Annotated in this window: 10 protein-coding genes; all 10 read left to right on the top strand. The window is 36.4% G+C overall.

Annotated elements, in window-relative coordinates:
* The coding region (locus BLQ56_RS24130; RefSeq protein WP_139163120.1) for an LPXTG cell wall anchor domain-containing protein at positions 1-171 on the top strand (171 nt) is incomplete at its 5' end.
* Positions 172-427: 256 nt separating this feature from the next.
* On the top strand, positions 428-1,447 hold the full coding sequence (locus tag BLQ56_RS16940; RefSeq protein ID WP_204381089.1) for an ABC transporter substrate-binding protein: 1,020 nt from the start codon (positions 428-430) through the stop codon (positions 1,445-1,447).
* Positions 1,448-1,544: 97 nt separating this feature from the next.
* Complete coding sequence (locus BLQ56_RS16935) at positions 1,545-3,068, top strand: sugar ABC transporter ATP-binding protein (RefSeq protein ID WP_090857048.1); 1,524 nt, start codon at positions 1,545-1,547, stop codon at positions 3,066-3,068.
* On the top strand, positions 3,065-4,090 hold the full coding sequence (locus BLQ56_RS16930; protein WP_090857046.1) for an ABC transporter permease: 1,026 nt from the start codon (positions 3,065-3,067) through the stop codon (positions 4,088-4,090). Before BLQ56_RS16935 ends, BLQ56_RS16930 begins: the two co-directional genes overlap by 4 nt.
* Positions 4,087-5,076 (top strand): galactofuranose ABC transporter, permease protein YjfF, encoded by a 990-nt coding sequence (gene yjfF, locus BLQ56_RS16925; protein ID WP_090857043.1) that lies wholly within the window; start codon positions 4,087-4,089, stop codon positions 5,074-5,076. Before BLQ56_RS16930 ends, yjfF begins: the two co-directional genes overlap by 4 nt.
* Before the next feature lie 285 nt (positions 5,077-5,361).
* The gene (locus tag BLQ56_RS16920) at positions 5,362-11,895 is read left to right on the top strand and encodes an immunoglobulin-like domain-containing protein (RefSeq protein ID WP_090857040.1); all 6,534 of its coding nucleotides are present in this window, start codon (positions 5,362-5,364) and stop codon (positions 11,893-11,895) included.
* 230 nt (positions 11,896-12,125) lie between these two features.
* Positions 12,126-13,550, top strand: coding sequence for a PTS mannitol transporter subunit IIBC (locus tag BLQ56_RS16915; protein ID WP_090857037.1), 1,425 nt, complete (start codon positions 12,126-12,128; stop codon positions 13,548-13,550).
* 450 nt (positions 13,551-14,000) lie between these two features.
* Positions 14,001-16,100: a BglG family transcription antiterminator gene (locus BLQ56_RS16910; protein WP_090857033.1), complete on the top strand. Its 2,100-nt coding sequence runs from the start codon at positions 14,001-14,003 to the stop codon at positions 16,098-16,100.
* Between the two features lie 13 nt (positions 16,101-16,113).
* Entirely contained in the window at positions 16,114-16,551 is a 438-nt protein-coding gene (locus BLQ56_RS16905; protein ID WP_090857030.1) for a PTS mannitol transporter subunit IIA, read from the top strand.
* On the top strand, positions 16,552-17,697 hold the full coding sequence (locus BLQ56_RS16900; RefSeq protein WP_090857028.1) for a mannitol-1-phosphate 5-dehydrogenase: 1,146 nt from the start codon (positions 16,552-16,554) through the stop codon (positions 17,695-17,697). It begins immediately after the preceding gene.
* The last annotated feature ends 6 nt before the right edge of the window (positions 17,698-17,703 follow it).

Below are 17,703 nucleotides of genomic sequence, written 5' to 3'. Positions count from 1 at the left end.
GGAGGAGACAATGGAACACCGGGAGGAGACAATAAATCCCCCGGCAAAGGGAATGAACTACCAGAAACAGCTACAAATCTATTTAACTATTTAATGGTCGGTCTGATGTTATTAGTAATAGGTGGAGTTTCTTTAACGGTCGGAAGGATGAGGAAGTTTAACTTGAAATAACAACCTTTAAGAGGATCTAGCTCCCAATTTTAAAATTGGGAGCTAGATTTTTAATTAATGTAAAGAGTTTAGAAGCGAAAAAGATTTCCACTTTTTTTTAGAAAAAAGTCTAGTTTTTGGAAATTGTTATATAATTGCAAAATATATTACATTTTTTTCGAAAGTTATTCCATTCACTCAAAACTGAAAACGCTTTAAAATAAAGATATACCAATTTATAGTAAAAATAGAATTGGAAAATAGGGAGGTTCATTTTATGCGAAAACTATTTAAAGGAAAAACAATCTTATTTCTGGTAATGTCACTTATGCTCTTATTAGCTGCATGTAGTTCGTCAGGCACTGGAGGGGAAACAAGCGAGCCTAAGGACTCTTCAGGAGATTCTAAATCAGGTGATAAGTTAGTCATCGGTTTCTCTCAAGTTGGTGCAGAAAGTGAATGGAGAACAGCAAATACAAAGTCTATGCAAGAAGCAATTAAGGCAGCAGGACATGAATTAAAATTTTCTGACGCACAACAAAAACAAGAAAATCAAATTAAAGCGATTCGTTCATTTATTGCACAAAAGGTAGATGCAATCGTATTCTCTCCAGTTGTTGAAACTGGTTTTGAAACCGTTTTGAAAGAAGCGAAAGATGCAGGGATTCCAGTATTCCTATCAGACAGAGCAGTTGATATTGAAGATGATTCACTTTGGGTAACATTCCTAGGATCAGACTTCGTTGAAGAAGGTAGAAAAGCAGCAAAGTGGTTAGTAGAGGAAACGGCGGATGTTGAAGGCGACATTAATATTGTTGAGCTACAAGGTACAGTAGGATCAGCTCCAGCGATAGACCGTAAAGAAGGATTCGAAGAAATCATTGCAGATCATCCAAACATGAAGATTGTTAAATCGCAAACAGGTGACTTTACTCGTGCAAAAGGAAAAGAAGTCATGGAAGCATTCCTAAAGTCAGATGGAGAAAACATTGATGTACTCTATGCACATAACGATGACATGGCAATCGGTGCCATCCAAGCAATTGAAGAGTATGGTTTAAAACCAGCTGAAGACATTACTATTATTGGGGTAGACGCTGTAAAAGGTGCATTTGAAGCAATGGCAGCAGGGAAGATGAATGTAACAGTTGAATGTAATCCAATGTTCGGTCCACAAATGGTCGATCTAATTGAAGCATATCTAGCTGGAGAAGAAATTCCTAAGCGTGTAGCTGTAGAGGAAAGCATGTATACAATGGATCAAGCTGAAGAGCTTCTTCCAACTCGTGAGTATTAATTATAGAAATATTAATAAAAATCACTAGTAATCAAGCTATATACTAGTGATTTTTCTCTAAGTATAGGGTGAAAAAAGCTCGCTAGGAGGAATCGATGTGCATAGTAATACTCCAATATTAGCCATGGATGGAATAACAAAGGAGTTCCCGGGAGTAAAGGCATTATCAGACGTTCATTTGAAATTATACCCAGGTGAGGTTCATGCGTTAATGGGTGAGAATGGAGCAGGAAAGTCGACATTAATTAAAGTGTTAACAGGAGTTTACTCTATTGACGAGGGAAATGTGACATTTGAAGGTAAAACAATTCGAGTGACAAGCCCCCAGGATGCTCAAGACTTAGGTATTAGTACAGTGTACCAAGAAGTCAATCTTTGTACGAATTTATCAGTGGTTGAAAATATATTTATTGGTCGAGAAATCATGAAACGTGGACGTATCGATTGGAAGGAAATGAATAGACAAGCAAAGGAACTACTTAAAACGAGATTGAATTTGGACATTGATGTGACAAAACAATTGTCCTCTTATTCTGTTGCAGTACAACAAATGATTGCTATTGCACGTGCATTAAATGTCTCGGCGAAAGTATTAATACTAGATGAACCTACGTCAAGTCTTGATCAAAATGAAGTTCAGCAATTATTTAATGTCATGCGTAATTTAAAGCAAGAGGGATTGGCGATTGTATTTGTTAGTCACTTTCTTGATCAAATCTATGAAATAACGGATCGTTTAACTGTTCTACGTAATGGAAAGTGGATTGGTGAATACATGACGAAGAACATTGAACGACTTGATCTAGTTTCTAAGATGATGGGGAAGGAATTAAATGAGCTAAAAAGTAACGCTAATAAAGAAGGAGTCAAAGTAAAAGAGGAAAAGGAAGTTTTTTTACAAGGGAAAAATGTATCTAAAAAAGGGAAAATTGAACCCTTTGATATTCAAATAAATAAGGGTGAAATTGTTGGTCTAGCAGGGCTACTCGGCTCAGGAAGAACAGAGTTAGCGAGATTGTTATTCGGTGCAGATAAGGCTGATACAGGTGAAATGATGATAAATGGGAGTAAGAAACAACTCCATTCACCACGACAAGCGATAGCTAATAAGATTGCATTCTGCTCTGAGAATAGAAAAACAGAAGGGATTATTGCTGACCTTACTATTCGCGAAAATATGATTCTAGCTATGCAAGGGGTACAAGGGTGGTTTAAGTATATCCCCAAGAAAAGACAAGTCGAATTAGCAGATGAGTATATTAAACTACTAAATATTAATCCTCCAAACCCAGAACAGTTAATAAAAAATCTAAGTGGTGGTAACCAACAAAAAGTAATGTTAGCAAGGTGGTTAATCACAAATCCTGATTTCCTCATTTTAGATGAACCAACAAGAGGAATTGATATAGGTGCAAAAACTGAAATACAGAAATTAATGATCAAATTGAGTGAAGAAGGAATGTCAATCTTATTCGTATCTTCCGAATTAGAAGAAGTACTGCGGACATGTCGAAAAATTGCTGTATTAAGAGACCACAAAAAGGTCTCAGAATTTGATAACGATTACCAAATTTCACAACAAGACATCATGAAAGTTATGGCTGGGGGAAATGTAGGATGATGAAATCAAAATTGTTTTGGCCGTTAATCGTTTTATTAATCATATTACTCATCAACCTAATCTTTGATAGCAGCTTCTTCAACATAGAGGTTAGGAATGGGCGTTTTACTGGAAGCCTTGTAGATATTCTTAATAGAGGAGCTCCATTGTTATTAGTTTCAATAGGGATGACACTTGTTATTGCAACAAAAGGAGTCGATCTTGGTGTAGGTTCTGTCATTGCAATGGCTGGAGCAGTTGGAGCTATGGCTGTAAGCGGTGCTAGTGGAGACGGTTTAACACCACTATTTCTGGCAATTGCTCTTGTATTAGGCGTTTCAGTCTTAACGGGTGTTTGGAACGGTGTTCTTGTTTCAAGGATTGGTGTCCAACCGATTGTTGCAACATTAATCCTTATGGTTGCAGGACGTGGGATTGCACAGTTAATTACTGACGGGCAGATCATGACCGTATACTATGATCCTTTTAAATTTATCGGTGGTGGATATCTATTAATGCTACCATTTTCGATTTTTATCGTAGCAGCAGTATTGGCTATCGCAGGATTTTTAACTAGAAAAACAGCCCTTGGTTTATTTATAGAATCTGTCGGAACAAATCCAGAGGCAAGTCGATTATCTGGTTTAAACTCAAAAAATATTATTTTAATGGTTTATATGTTTTCCGGGCTATGTGCTGGAATTGCTGGTTTAATTTTAAGTTCCAATGTGGCGAGTGCAGATGGTAATAATGCTGGTTTATGGTATGAACTCGATGCAATCTTAGCAGTTGTTATCGGGGGAACATCATTGAATGGTGGAAGGTTTTACTTGATGGGAACAGTAATAGGGGCGTTAATTATTCAAAGTTTAACAACTACAATCTATTCAATTGGTATTGCACCAGAAATTAACCTTGTCGTTAAAGCAATCGTTGTATTAATTGTTTGTCTCTTACAGTCTCCAGAATTCAGGAAGAGATTATTTGGTGGATTATCAGTGAAAAAGTCTGAAAAGAAAAGTGAGGGTGTGACGATATCATGAAAATCTTACAGATAGACTCTAAACGACTCCCTCTTATTGCAACAATCGCATTATTTATAACAATGTTTGTTTTTGGGTCATTAAGGTATACAGGATTTTTCTCCCCTCAAGTATTTTTAAACCTGTTTGTTGATAATGCATTTTTAATTGTAGTTGCGGTGGGGATGACGTTTGTTATTTTATCAGGAGGAATCGATCTCTCTGTTGGCTCTGTTATTGCATTAACAAGTATGGTAGCTGCTAGTTTAACAATGAACGCTGAACTTTCACCATGGCTTGTCATTCCAATCAGTTTACTTGTGGGAACAGTACTTGGATTTGGTATGGGTTGTCTTATACATTTCTTTAACTTACAGCCATTTATTGTGACGCTTGCTGGAATGTTTCTTGCTAGAGGCTTAAGTTATGTAATCAGTGTTGAGACCATCTCAATTAACAGTGATTTCTTTAACTTTATGGCTAGTACACGAATTCCAATTGGGGGAGGAAGTTTCATTTCAATAAGTGTTATTGTTGCATTAGTCGTAGTGTTAGCAGCTATATTCATTGCTCATTATAGCAAATTTGGCCGTAATGTGTATGCAATTGGTGGAAATGAACAATCAGCTATTCTCATGGGATTACCAGTTGGAAGAACCAAAATCATGATTTATACAATTAGTGGTTTTTGTGCATCTCTTGCTGGGTTAATTTTCACTTTTTATATGCTATCAGGCTATGGTTTACATGCGAATGGTTTAGAGCTTGATACGATCGCAGCAGTTGTAATTGGAGGTACTCTACTTACTGGAGGATCTGGGTATGTTGCTGGTAGTGTAGTTGGTGTACTAATTTTAGGAGTAATCCAAACGGTTATTGTCTTTGAAGGGACATTAAGTTCATGGTGGACAAAAATCGCTATAGGAGCTTTATTACTATTGTTTATCGTGTTACAAAGAGTAATTGTAACTAGGAGTAAAACAAATCAAGAGACGGTATCACATTAAAAATGATCCTACTAGAAAATAAGGTGTCTCAATCGAGTGATCTGACTAACTAAGAACAACACCCTAGTGCTAAGTTGTTGTGTTTTTTCGTCAGTCTCATTGTGACATCTTTTTTTTGGATTCTTTAATTGCTATGTTTCAGAGTTACTATTTTACTCAATCACTCTATCAAAACAATGTGCAATATATTCGAAACAATATCCATTTAATAAAGAATGGTAGCGCTTTATAATTTAAGTTGAAGAAAAATATGTTAAATCTGTTAAATTTAGTAAAGGGGGTTCAATGTTATTTAAGCGGTTACAAAAATTAGAAGATAGAATTTCAGTGAATGAAAAGGTAGGAGGAGAGTTGAAAGTGAAAAGGAAGAAAAAAATGTCGGTTTTCTTATTAACTCTATTATTCTTTAACACTCTTTCAGGATTCTTTCCACAATCTCTATTGGCGGAAGAACAACAGTCTTCAACTCCTGAATTGATTCTTCATTATGACATGAAATCAAATGTGGAAAATGGAGACAAAATCATGATGAAGGACGTATCTGGGAGTAATGTGACTTTTGATGGGGAATTTAAAAATCCAGAAAATGGCCAATTAATTCATAATGATGAAGTTGGGTATGTTTCTTTTAACGGAGGAAGTTCAACATCAAAAAGTGGCTATATAGAAATTCCTAAGAGCAATAGTGGTGACGATTTATTAAGTGGAGTTAAAGATGTTACTATATCAGCTCTTGTTAATTGGACTAATGATGGGCAAAATCGCTGGATCTTTGGACTTGGAACGGTGACTGATGATGCAGAGTATGGAAATAAATACTTCTTTATTACACCCCGCCATGGATCAGGAGATGTTGCAGCATCAGGGATTTCGCAAGAAGGTTGGAGGAATGAATCACTTGTAAAAAGTACAGCTGCAATGAGAGCCAATGAATGGGAAGTCGCAACCGTTGTATTTTCAGAAACATCAGATACGATTACGCTCTATGTGAATGGAAAAAAGGTGGCATCAGGTTCTGCTGGTGGAAAGAAATTAGAGCAAATTATTGACCCATCAGCAAGTTTTTCTGGTTTTATCGGTAAATCTATTTTTAAAAATGATCCTTTCTTTAAAGGGCTAGTAAGTGATTACCGTGTGTATAATGGAGCAATGTCAGATTCACAGGTTGGCGATTTATTTACTGAAACCTCTGGTAAAATTACTAAAATCAATCAACTTGTTATAAATGATTCTGTAGATTCATTAGACCTTATTCAGTATTTAGATAAAGCTGATAAGGATTTGGATCATGTAACCAAAAATATTGCACTACCAATGAAAGGTAAGCATGGAGTAGATATTTCATGGACATCAAGCAATCCGGTTGTTATCTCAAATGACGGAAAAGTAACACGTCCTAACTTATCAGAATCTGATGCTGAAGTGGAGTTAACAGCAACCTTATCGTATAAGGGATATACAGTGGAGAAAAAATTTAATGTAACTGTTTTAATGGAGTTTTCAGATCAGAATAAGGTAGAGTTTGATAAATCAAAATTAAGCTTAAGTAATATTAATAATGTGAAAGGTAATATAACTTTACCTGTAATAGGTGAGCATGGTAGCTCAATCACTTGGGAATCATCAAACACTGACATTATTAAAGGATCTAGCCAAGCAACAGAAGATGTTAACAAGCTTGGATGGGTGACGAGACCAAAAGTTGATACAAATGTAAAATTAACAGCAACTTTATCTAATGGAAGTGCTAAAACAACAAAAGAATTTAACTTAACTGTCAAAAAAGACCCAGGTAAATTAGATTATGAGGCCTATTTCTTTTCTTATTTCACGGGTGAATACGAAGGTGGAGAGGAAATATCTTTCGCTACAGCTGAAGATCCATTAAACTGGCGTGCTTTGAATAATGGTCAATCAGTTATTCAATCAAAAATGGGTGAAAAAGGACTAAGAGATCCATTTATCATTCGTGCTCCTGAAGGTGATAAATTTTATATGCTGGCTACAGATTTAAAAATGGGTGCTAGCACGAATTTTGACCAAGCTCAAATTACTGGAAGTCATTACATGATGATATGGGAGTCTGAAGATCTTGTTAACTGGAGTGAACAACGAATGGTGGAAGTAGCTCCTAAGACTGGTGGAAATACTTGGGCACCAGAAGCAATTTATGATAAAAATACAGGTCAATACGTTGTTTTTTGGGCTTCTTCAATGAAGAATTCTGAAACATACGGTAATTATCCTAATGGAAGACCTGCAGGACAGTACAATGTTATGTATTATGCTACAACTAGAGATTTCATTACATTTTCAGAACCTAAAGTGTTTATTGATGAGGGCTTCCCTACAATTGATACAAGCTTTGTTGAGGATAACGGTACATTTTATAGATTTACAAAGTCTGAAGTGAATTATCGAGTGTATTACGAAAAAGCAACAGATATTTTATTTGATAAAGATGGTATTAAGGAGAATGGTTTCCAATTTGATGTCATCTCTGGAACAAAAGATGGAAACAGAGGTTTGATTGGTCATCAAGGAAATAATGAAGGACAGACAATCTTTAAAGATATCCATGAGGAAAAGTGGTATATGTTCTTAGATTCATGGCCGTATCATGTGAGATGGTCAAGTGATTTAGAAGATGGAACACAATTTGTAAATAACTTATTGCCATCAACTGAATATGCATTACCACCTGGACCACGTCATGGTACTGTTATTCCAATTACTCGTGCAGAGTATGATGCCCTTCAAACAAAGTATGGCATGACTGCATCAGAAACTTCTGAGGAACCGGTCGTTCATTACTCATTTGACCCAGAGAATATTGATGGGACAACGGTAAAGGATCTTTCAGATAATGGATTTGATGCAAAATTAATTGGTGGATCTCAAATTAATACTGAAGATACAGTTGGCAAATCTACAGGAGCTGTAGAATTAGATGGAACTGGATATGTAGAGCTGCCTGAAAATCTGATTAAAGATCTTAACCTAGAAAGCATGACAATGTCTACATGGGTAAATGTTCAGCAAAACCAGGCTAATCAAAGAATATTTGACTTTTCTTCTAACACAGGAAGAATTACTAACCGAAATACGATGTACTTGAGTACACAAGGTGATTCAGGAAACCTAGAATTTGCAATCGTTACACCTTTCACTGAAAAGTTCGGAAATCAAAGTACATTATTAGCAAGTTCTTACAAATATGCACTGAGGGCTCCAGTCATTTCTACTGCTAAATGGCACCACGTTGCAATGACAATCGAAGGTTTTGATGCTGTTCTTTATGTAGATGGAAAAGAAGTGTCAAGAAGTTCAACTTATAATGTTGAGCCAAGAATGCTGTTAGAAACATCGATGAACTATTTAGGTAAGTCTAGTAATGAGAACCATAGCCTTTTTAAAGGGAAATTTGATGATTTTAGAATTTATAACCGTGCACTGGATGCAGAAGAGGTTGCAAGCTTAGCTGATGAGGATACAACAGTCCCTCCAGTTGATCAGCCAGAAGGTATTAAATTAATACTGGACTATGAAATGAATAACATAGACGGTACGAAAGTAGTCGATAATACTGGCAATTTTGAAGGAAAGCTTGTAAACCCCCAAAATGCTCAGGTTATTAATGGAGAAGAGGTGGGTGTTATAAACTTTAAGGGGGGTTCTTCAAGCTCTTATATTGAAATGCCTCAAGGTGTTTTAAATGGTTTAGAAAGTGTGACCGTTTCATCCTTAGTTAATTGGAATGGCAAAAATGAAGCTGAATGGATTTTTGGTCTAGGTCAGGACAATAATAAATATTTATATGCCACTCCAAAACGTAATTCAGGTGATCGCTCTGCTCGACTAGGCTTGGGAGTAACAAGTTGGAGAGATGAAGCGGGAGCAAATGCAACAACTGGTGCATTAAAGGCTAATGAATGGAAATTAGTTACATCAGTTGTATCTGCAAAGGATCAAACTTTAAGATTGTTTATTGATGGTGTTGAGGTTTCTAGTGTATCTACAAATGGATATACATTAGAACAAATAAACAATGTTAATGGCAGAAGTGGATTTATCGGTAAATCTTTCTATACTGAAGACCCATATTTCGGTGGAATGATTGCTGATTTTGAGGTTTATGATGGAGCATTAACAAGCTCGGAAATAACTAAATTGAAAGAAAAAGCTGACGAGAAAATCGCAAATATGGAGGATTTACTTCTTCAAAATGCAATGAAACAATTAAACTACGAAACAATTATTAAGCAGAATGAGAACAAAGACAATATACTGACAGATTTATCATTGCCTAAGACAGGAGCTTCTGGTACAACAATTTCTTGGGAATCAGATAATCAAGATATCATTACAAACGAAGGGAAAGTAATTAGACCTTCATATGAAGATGGTGACAAGGAAGTAACACTCACCGCTACTGTTTCTGACGGTAGAAACAATGCAACAAAGGAGTTTAAGGTTATCGTTCTAAAAAAGCCACATCATTTAGAAGCAGTAAAATTAGATGCACAAGATTTAAAGGTATATAACATAAATGATGTTCGTGGACATCTAACATTACCAGATAAAGGACTAAATGGCTCTAAGATTACATGGAAATCGAGTGACTCTTCCATCATTTCTATAACAGGAGAAGTTAACCGTCCTGCCCATGGTGAGGGTAATCAAAAGATTACTTTAACGGCCATAGTGTCTTTAGGTGATGAAACGGTTACCAAACCATTCCAAGCAAATGTTAAAGAAATGCCGAAGCAAGAAAAGTATGAAGGCTATGTATTTAGCTATTTTACTGGTGAAGGAACTTCAAATGGAGAACAAATCTACTTCTCATTAAGTGAAGGAAACGATCCATTAAAATGGCAAGAATTAAACAATGGTAACCCAGCAATTACTTCTACTTTAGGGGAGAAAGGGTTAAGAGATCCATTTATTATTCGTTCTCCTGAAGGGGATAAGTTCTACATGATCGCAACAGATTTAAAAATTAACGGAAGTTGGAATTGGGACCGGGCGCAAAGAAGTGGTAGCAGATCCATTATGGTCTGGGAATCAAATGACTTAGTTAATTGGTCTGAGCAAAGAATGGCAGAAGTTGCACCGCCGGAAGCAGGAAATACATGGGCACCTGAAATTTTCTATGATGACACAACAGGCGAATATATTGTTTTCTGGGCTTCTAAGCTATATGACAACGAGGAACATACAGGCTCAACCTATAACAAAATGATGTATAGTAAAACACGAGATTTTTATACATTTACAGAACCTAAAGTATATATAGATGCTGGATACTCAGTCATTGATACAACCATGATTCAAAATGATGGAAAAGTATATCGATTATCAAAGGATGAAAGAAATAATACAACTTCTTCACCAAATGGCAAATTTATTTTCCAAGAAGTCGGGGATTCAGTTCTAGATCCTAACTTCCAATTAATTAAAGAAGGAATTGGAAAAGGTTCTATAAGTGCAGGAGAAGGACCAACGATTTTTAAATCGAATACGGAAGAAAAATGGTATATGTTTATTGATGAATTTGGTGGTAGAGGTTATGTACCATTTGAAACAACTGATTTAGATTCAGGTGAGTGGGTAATGTCTGAAAACTACGATTTACCAGCACACCCTCGTCATGGAACCGTTATACCGGTTACAAAGTCTGAGCATGAGGCATTGCTTACAAACGTACCAGCTGTCAAAGTGCCAGTAACAGAACAAAAGGTAACAAGTGTCACTCTAGACAAAGAAACAATGGAGTTAATTGAAGGAAAAGAAGGTCAACTAAATGCGACAGTAACACCTGAAGATGCAGTTAATAAAGAAACTATCTGGTCTACTAGTAATGAAGAAGTAGTAAAAGTAGATAGGACAGGGAAATTAACAGCAATTAAAGAAGGCCGTGCAACAATTAGTGTTAGTACAGTTGATGGTGGGTATATGGCATTTAGTGAAGTTGTGGTTAAAAAGGCTACTGACAGCGAGACTCCAATTAAAGACATTGAAGTTACACTAGGAGAGAAAGTAGAAGTTTCTCCACTTTCAACTGTAATAATTAAAAATACAGGAACAAAAATCAAGTTACCTTCAGACTTACCTGTTGGAACAAAGTTATCTGTTGAAAAAGCAGAACCAGGTCATGCATCAAATCAGGGGCTTAAGGTTGCAGGTGATTTATATTCATTTACATTCACATTCCCTGCTGGTAGTGAGAATTATACAGGCAATTACCAGCTAATCATGGGGTTTGCTGGAAATGAATTTAGCAAAGATAAGGTAGCAATCTATTACCTTAATGAAAAAACTAACAAATGGGAGCACCGTGGTGGAGTGGTTAATGAACAAGATCAAACAATCACATTAAATGTTCCGCACTTCTCAACATATGGTGTATTTGTTCAAGGTGAAGTTCCAGGAGATGACAATGGAAATCCAGGAGACGGTAGTGGCACTCCAGGAGATGGCAATGGAAATCCAGGAAACGATAATGGCGCTCCAGGAGATGGAAATGGAAATCCAGGAAACGATAATGGTGCTCCAGGAGATGGAAATGGAAATCCAGGAAACGATAACGGTACACCAGGAGATAGCAACGGTAATCCAGGAAAAGGTAATGGCGCTCCAGGAAACGACAAAGACAAACCAGGTGAAGGTAAGAAAACTCCAGGTTCGAAACAAAATAAGGATAGAGAATTGCCAAATACAGCAACCAATCTATATAACTATCTAATATTAGGAACGATTTTATTGGCTATAGGTGGAGTGAGTTTGCAAATAATTAATAGAAAAAAGAAAAGAATATAGTATTCTAATTCATAAATAGCTTGTAGACTACTCATGTCTACAAGCTATTTGTGTTTGGTTATAGAACACCATTGTAAGTATGTATAATCTTCAATTCAATTATGACAACATAGTGAATGACAAAATACCCTTTTCTTTAAATTGAAAACGCTTTTACTGGAGCTTATGATTAAGTTGTAAGAAAGAGACATTCATACAAATTATTTTTTCATACTGAAAGGGGAATATATATGTCAAACACAACAGAGGGATCTAAGCCGGACTTCCGTGTAAAGATTCAAAGATTTGGTAGTTATTTAAGTGGTATGATCATGCCAAATATCGGAGCCTTCATTGCATGGGGACTTATTACAGCGTTATTCATTCCAACAGGTTGGTGGCCAAATGAGGAGTTAGCAAAACTTGTTGGCCCAATGATTACGTATCTTCTTCCATTATTAATCGGTTATACCGGTGGTAATATGATCTATGGTGGCCGTGGAGGAGTCGTTGGTGCGACTGCTACAATGGGGGTTATCGTTGGAACAGATATTCCTATGTTCCTCGGAGCGATGATTATGGGACCATTATCTGGTTACTTGATCAAGAAGGTTGATGCAGTAATTCAACCTAGAGTACGTCAAGGATTTGAGATGTTAGTAAATAACTTCTCAGCAGGTATTTTAGCGGGTATCTTAACGCTTATAGCTTTTTGGACGATTGGACCTGTAGTTGAAGGGTTGAACAATGTTTTAGCAGCTGGGGTAGAAGCGATCGTAAATGCTGGTTTACTTCCTTTAGCAAATATTTTCATCGAACCAGCCAAAGTACTATTCTTGAATAACGCAATTAACCATGGGATTTTAAGCCCACTTGGTGCAAAAGAAGCAGCAGACGCTGGGAAGTCAATTCTATTCTTATTAGAATCAAATCCTGGACCAGGTTTAGGAATCTTGTTAGCATTCATGGTTTTTGGAAAAGGGACAGCAAGACAAACTTCACCAGGGGCAGCTGTAATTCACTTCTTTGGTGGAATTCATGAAATCTACTTCCCGTATATCTTAATGAAACCACTATTAATTTTAGCAGCAATCGCAGGTGGAGTAAGTGGAGTATTCACATTCACAATCTTTAATGTTGGTCTAGTTGCACCACCATCACCAGGAAGTATCTTTGCTCTTATGGCAATGACACCTAAAGGTGGAGGTCATATCGGAGTATTATTAGGTGTTCTTGTGGCAGCAGCAGTATCATTTGCAGTTGCAGCGCTTATTTTAAAAACAGGTAAACAAGAAGAAGAAACAGATATCGCTGGTGCAGCAGCAAAAATGGAAGCAATGAAAGGGAAGAAAAGCTCTGTTGCTGGTTCATTTGAAGCAAGAGCAGCAGGATTTGATCCTAAATATGTAAACAAAATTATCTTTGCTTGTGACGCTGGTATGGGTTCCAGTGCAATGGGTGCTTCAATTCTTAAGAATAAAGCGAAAAAGGCAGGCTTAGAAATCGATATTACAAACACATCGATTAACAATATTCCTAGTGATGCTGACATTGTAATTACACACAAAGATTTAACATCACGTGCAAAAGAAAAGCTTCCAACTGCACATCATATTTCTGTTGATAATTTCTTAAACAGTCCAAAATATGATGAGCTAATCGATAGCTTACAATAATACTTCATGGTGGGCTGACTCTAGATGGGTCAGCCCATTTTGAGTATCTGCTTGAAAATGCGTAGTTTTTAAACTTCCATTCTCTACGAACTACTCCCGGGATGCCGCGGGGCGGTCCGGAAGCCTCCTCGTCGCTTTTAGCTCCTGCGGGGTCTCCCGTATACCGCATATCCCGCAGGAGTTGAGTAGTTCTCGGCTCATTTCAGTACTTAGTGAGCAAGATAGTTTTACGGAAAATGGCTTCCCATGATTGTCTTTTAAGGAAAGTATGAAACACGAAGTAATTAAATAATGGCAACAACCATCATGACGAAATTGTAACTTTCTTTTATTGAGATAGACTTTGTAAGGGTTTATCATAAATAGTGTAGAAAGACATTTTCATATTTGTCATCAACTTTGCTCATAATATGACTAGATGATGGAGCCATTAAAAGTGGAGTGGATATTATGTATATTTCTGCTAGGGAACGAAAGATATTAGAGCTTTTACTGGCAAGAGATGAAGAGTCAACAGTAAAGGATTTAGCTGACGAGTTACAGGTTAGTTCCCGGACAGTTCACCGTGATTTAAAAGGGGTAGAAGAAATACTAAAGGAATACGATCTTGGACTAAATAAAAAGTCCGGAATTGGTATTCAAATCGTAGGAAATAAAGAGGTTAAAGAAACCTTAAAACTTTTCTTATTTAACCTGTCTCATAATGAATACACACCAGAAGAAAGACAAACGATCATCTTATCAGAACTACTAGATTCGACTGAACCGGTAAAGTTAATGTCGTTAGCTAACGATTTAAATGTCACAATAGCTACCATTAGTAATGACTTAAATAAAGTTGAAGAACGTTTAGCTATGTTCGATCTTCACCTCTTAAGAAAACGAGGTTACGGGGTTGAAATAACTGGTTCTGAATCAGCGAAAAGAAAAGCAATGAGCAAACATATTATTGAAAATATTGACGAATTTGAATTAATCTCGATGATAAAAGAAACCATTCAAAAAAAGTCAACACAAGCAATCGATACGATTACAGATCGGCTACTAGGATTGGTTGACAAAAAGAAGCTTCTTATTATTGAGAGGCAGATTGATCACATAAAAAATGATCTCCCATATTCAATAGCTGATAGTGCCTATATTGGTCTTGTCGTTCATTTAGCACTAGCAATTGAACGGATTCAACAAGGCGAGGATATCAATTTTGATTCTGATTACTTAGAAACCTTAAAAGAAAGTAAGGAATTTAAAGTAGCCGAAAAAATTGTGGCTGGCTTGGAAGAAATCTTTAGAATTAAGATTTCACATGGTGAAATTGGTTATATTACGATGCATTTACTGGGTGCTAAACACCGGAACGATCATGATGATCTATTGGAGGATACAAGTCTTCAAATAGGGTTGGTGGCACAAAAGTTAATCCGATTTGTCAGCAGTGAGATTGATATAGACTTAACAGGAAACCTCTCTCTCTTCCAGGGACTAGTTGCACATTTAAGACCAGCTTTATATCGATTAAAGCAAAATATGGGGATTTCAAATCCACTTCTTTCTAGAATTGAACAAGATTATCAAGAAATGTTTTCTGTGATCGAAAAAGGCGTAGTAGAAATATTTCCTGAGTTTTCTGTGCCGAAAGAAGAAATTGGCTACTTAGTAATGCACTTTGCCTCAAGCCTATTAAATAGAGAAGAGGTAAAAGAACTAAAAACCTTGGTTGTATGTTCAAGTGGAATTGGTTCTTCTAAAATGCTTTCAACAAAACTCGAACAAGAAATCTCTGGAATCAAGACTGTTAACGCTTCATTATTTGATCTAGATAGTATTGATGTAGATAAATTTGACGCAATTATTTCTACGATTCCACTTAGAAATTTTAGAAAAGAACATCTAGTTGTGAGTCCATTGTTATCGGGGACGGAAGTTGATAAAGTTAAGCGCTTTTTGTTAGATAAACAGCATAAGGTGGACAAATCCACCACAAAAGTTAAAAGCCATAAGGGGCAAATTGAGAGTGGAGAATTCATTCAAAAGATGTCCATAGTGAAAAACTATTCATCAGCTATCTATCAAATCTTAAGTGGTTTCACTTTCTCAATCGAGCAAGAACGTTCTCAAATCCAGGGAATCTTAGAAAAAGCTTGCGAATCTTTACTATCTCAAAATGTAATTTATGACGCAAAAAAAGTGTTGGCAGACCTACTAAAGAGGGAAGAAGTTGGTGGGTTAGGTATCCCCGGTACTTCACTTGCTTTATACCATACTAGAAGCGAAAGTGTTCAAGCACCAAGCTTCACAGTGACTAGAATGAAAAATCCACTTGAATTAAAGGGGATGGATGGATCAAACGTAGAGATTAGTACGATTCTTCTGATGCTTTCACCGATGAATACGAATGAGGAAACATTAGAGATTTTAAGTGGAATTAGTTCTCTTATCATTAGAGATGAAAACTGTACTGAACAATTCCAGTCAGGTGATGAGCAATCTATTTTAAATATAATCACAAAAGAACTGAAGTCCATTTATGAAAATTCAACAACAAATTAAGGAGTGTTCTAAAATGTCAAAAGAAATTTTATCAACAAAAAATATTGTATTAAATGCAAGTTTTAACACGAAAGAGGAAGCAATCAGAAGTACGGGTCAAATATTGGTAGACAATGGTTATGTAGAGCCAGCGTACATTGAGAAAATGCTAGAGCGTGAAGAATTAACATCAACATTCATGGGTAATTTTGTCGCGATTCCTCATGGAACAGAGGATGCAAAAAAAGAAGTTCTTTCATCAGGTTTATCTGTTATTCAAGTACCAGGTGGTGTTGACTTTGGTGGGGGAAACGTTGCAAAAGTACTAATTGGTATTGCGGGTAAGGATGGAGAACATTTGGATATTCTATCACAAATTGCAATTGTTTGTTCAGAAGAAGAAAATATCGAAAAGATCGTTCAAGCTAAAACAGCTGAAGAGATTTTAAGTCTGTTTGAAGAGGTGAATTAAATGTTAGCTGTTCATTTTGGGGCTGGAAATATTGGAAGAGGGTTTATTGGTAGCTTATTATCAAAAGCAGGCTATGAAGTGTGCTTTGTTGACGTAAATGCGGAAGTCGTCAACTTATTAAATGAGAAGAAAGAGTATCGGGTAGTTTTGGCAGATGAAAACAGTCAGGAAGAAACAGTTAAAAATGTAAGAGCGATCAATAGTATCCAACAACCAGAAGAGGTTTTAGATGCAATTGCCTCTGCTGACCTAGTCACAACTGCGGTCGGACCAAACATTCTACCTATTATTGCTGATTCAATTGCAAAAGGATTAAGAAGAAGAGTCGAACAAACAGATCAGCCATTAAATATTATTGCTTGTGAAAATATGATTGGTGGAAGTGCATTTTTAAAGGAAAAGGTTTATGAAAAGCTTTCTGAAGCTGAAAAAAAGCAATTTGATGATCAGTTTGCATTCCCAAATGCAGCGGTGGATCGTATTGTACCAAATCAAACAAATGAAGATAAATTGATGGTATCTGTTGAACCCTTCTATGAGTGGGTGGTGGATCGTTCAAAGCTAATAGGCGAAGTTCCAACGATTAATGGTGTAACGTTCGTAGAAGATTTAGCACCATTTATTGAAAGAAAGTTATTCACAGTAAATACTGGGCATGCTGCTGCTGCTTATTTAGGCTACCAAGCTGGTCTAGAAACAATTAAAGATGCAATGGAGCATGAGGAAGTATTACAAGCTGTCAAGGATACACTTAGGGAAACTGGAACAGTATTAGTGCGTAAATATAGCTTTGATTATGATGAGCATATGAAATATGTTAATAAAATCATAGGACGTTTTACCAATCCTTTTATTAATGATGAAATCCCTAGAGTTGCTAGAGGTCCACTTCGTAAATTAGGTCAAAAGGATCGATTGATAAGCCCTGCGTCACAGTATTATGAGTTTGTTGAAGGTCAACCTGTCAATCTAGCAAAAGTGATTGCCGCTGCGCTTAAATATGATTTCCCACAAGATGATGAGGCAGTTGCATTACAAGCTAAAATAACCGAATTAGGGTTTGAGAAAACAATTTATGATGTTTGTGGACTAGAAGAATGTCATCCGTTGGTTTCGTTGATTATGGAGAAATTAAATAAGCGTTGATTCCAT

Origin of the sequence: Litchfieldia salsa (assembly GCF_900104555.1) — a bacterium.
Classification (GTDB): Bacteria; Bacillota; Bacilli; order Bacillales; family Bacillaceae_L; genus Litchfieldia; species Litchfieldia salsa.
This window is presented reverse-complemented; position numbering and strand designations above follow the sequence as displayed.

Bases quoted from the DNA above. Each gene is read 5' to 3' on its own strand.
- BLQ56_RS16940 (WP_204381089.1), top strand. From the start codon at position 428: ATGCGAAAACTATTTAAAGGAAAAACAATCTTATTTCTGGTAATGTCA.
- BLQ56_RS16930 (WP_090857046.1), top strand. From the start codon at position 3,065: ATGATGAAATCAAAATTGTTTTGGCCGTTAATCGTTTTATTAATCATA.
- yjfF (WP_090857043.1), top strand. From the start codon at position 4,087: ATGAAAATCTTACAGATAGACTCTAAACGACTCCCTCTTATTGCAACA.
- BLQ56_RS16920 (WP_090857040.1), top strand. From the start codon at position 5,362: ATGTTATTTAAGCGGTTACAAAAATTAGAAGATAGAATTTCAGTGAAT.
- BLQ56_RS16915 (WP_090857037.1), top strand. From the start codon at position 12,126: ATGTCAAACACAACAGAGGGATCTAAGCCGGACTTCCGTGTAAAGATT.
- BLQ56_RS16910 (WP_090857033.1), top strand. From the start codon at position 14,001: ATGTATATTTCTGCTAGGGAACGAAAGATATTAGAGCTTTTACTGGCA.
- BLQ56_RS16905 (WP_090857030.1), top strand. From the start codon at position 16,114: ATGTCAAAAGAAATTTTATCAACAAAAAATATTGTATTAAATGCAAGT.
- BLQ56_RS16900 (WP_090857028.1), top strand. From the start codon at position 16,552: ATGTTAGCTGTTCATTTTGGGGCTGGAAATATTGGAAGAGGGTTTATT.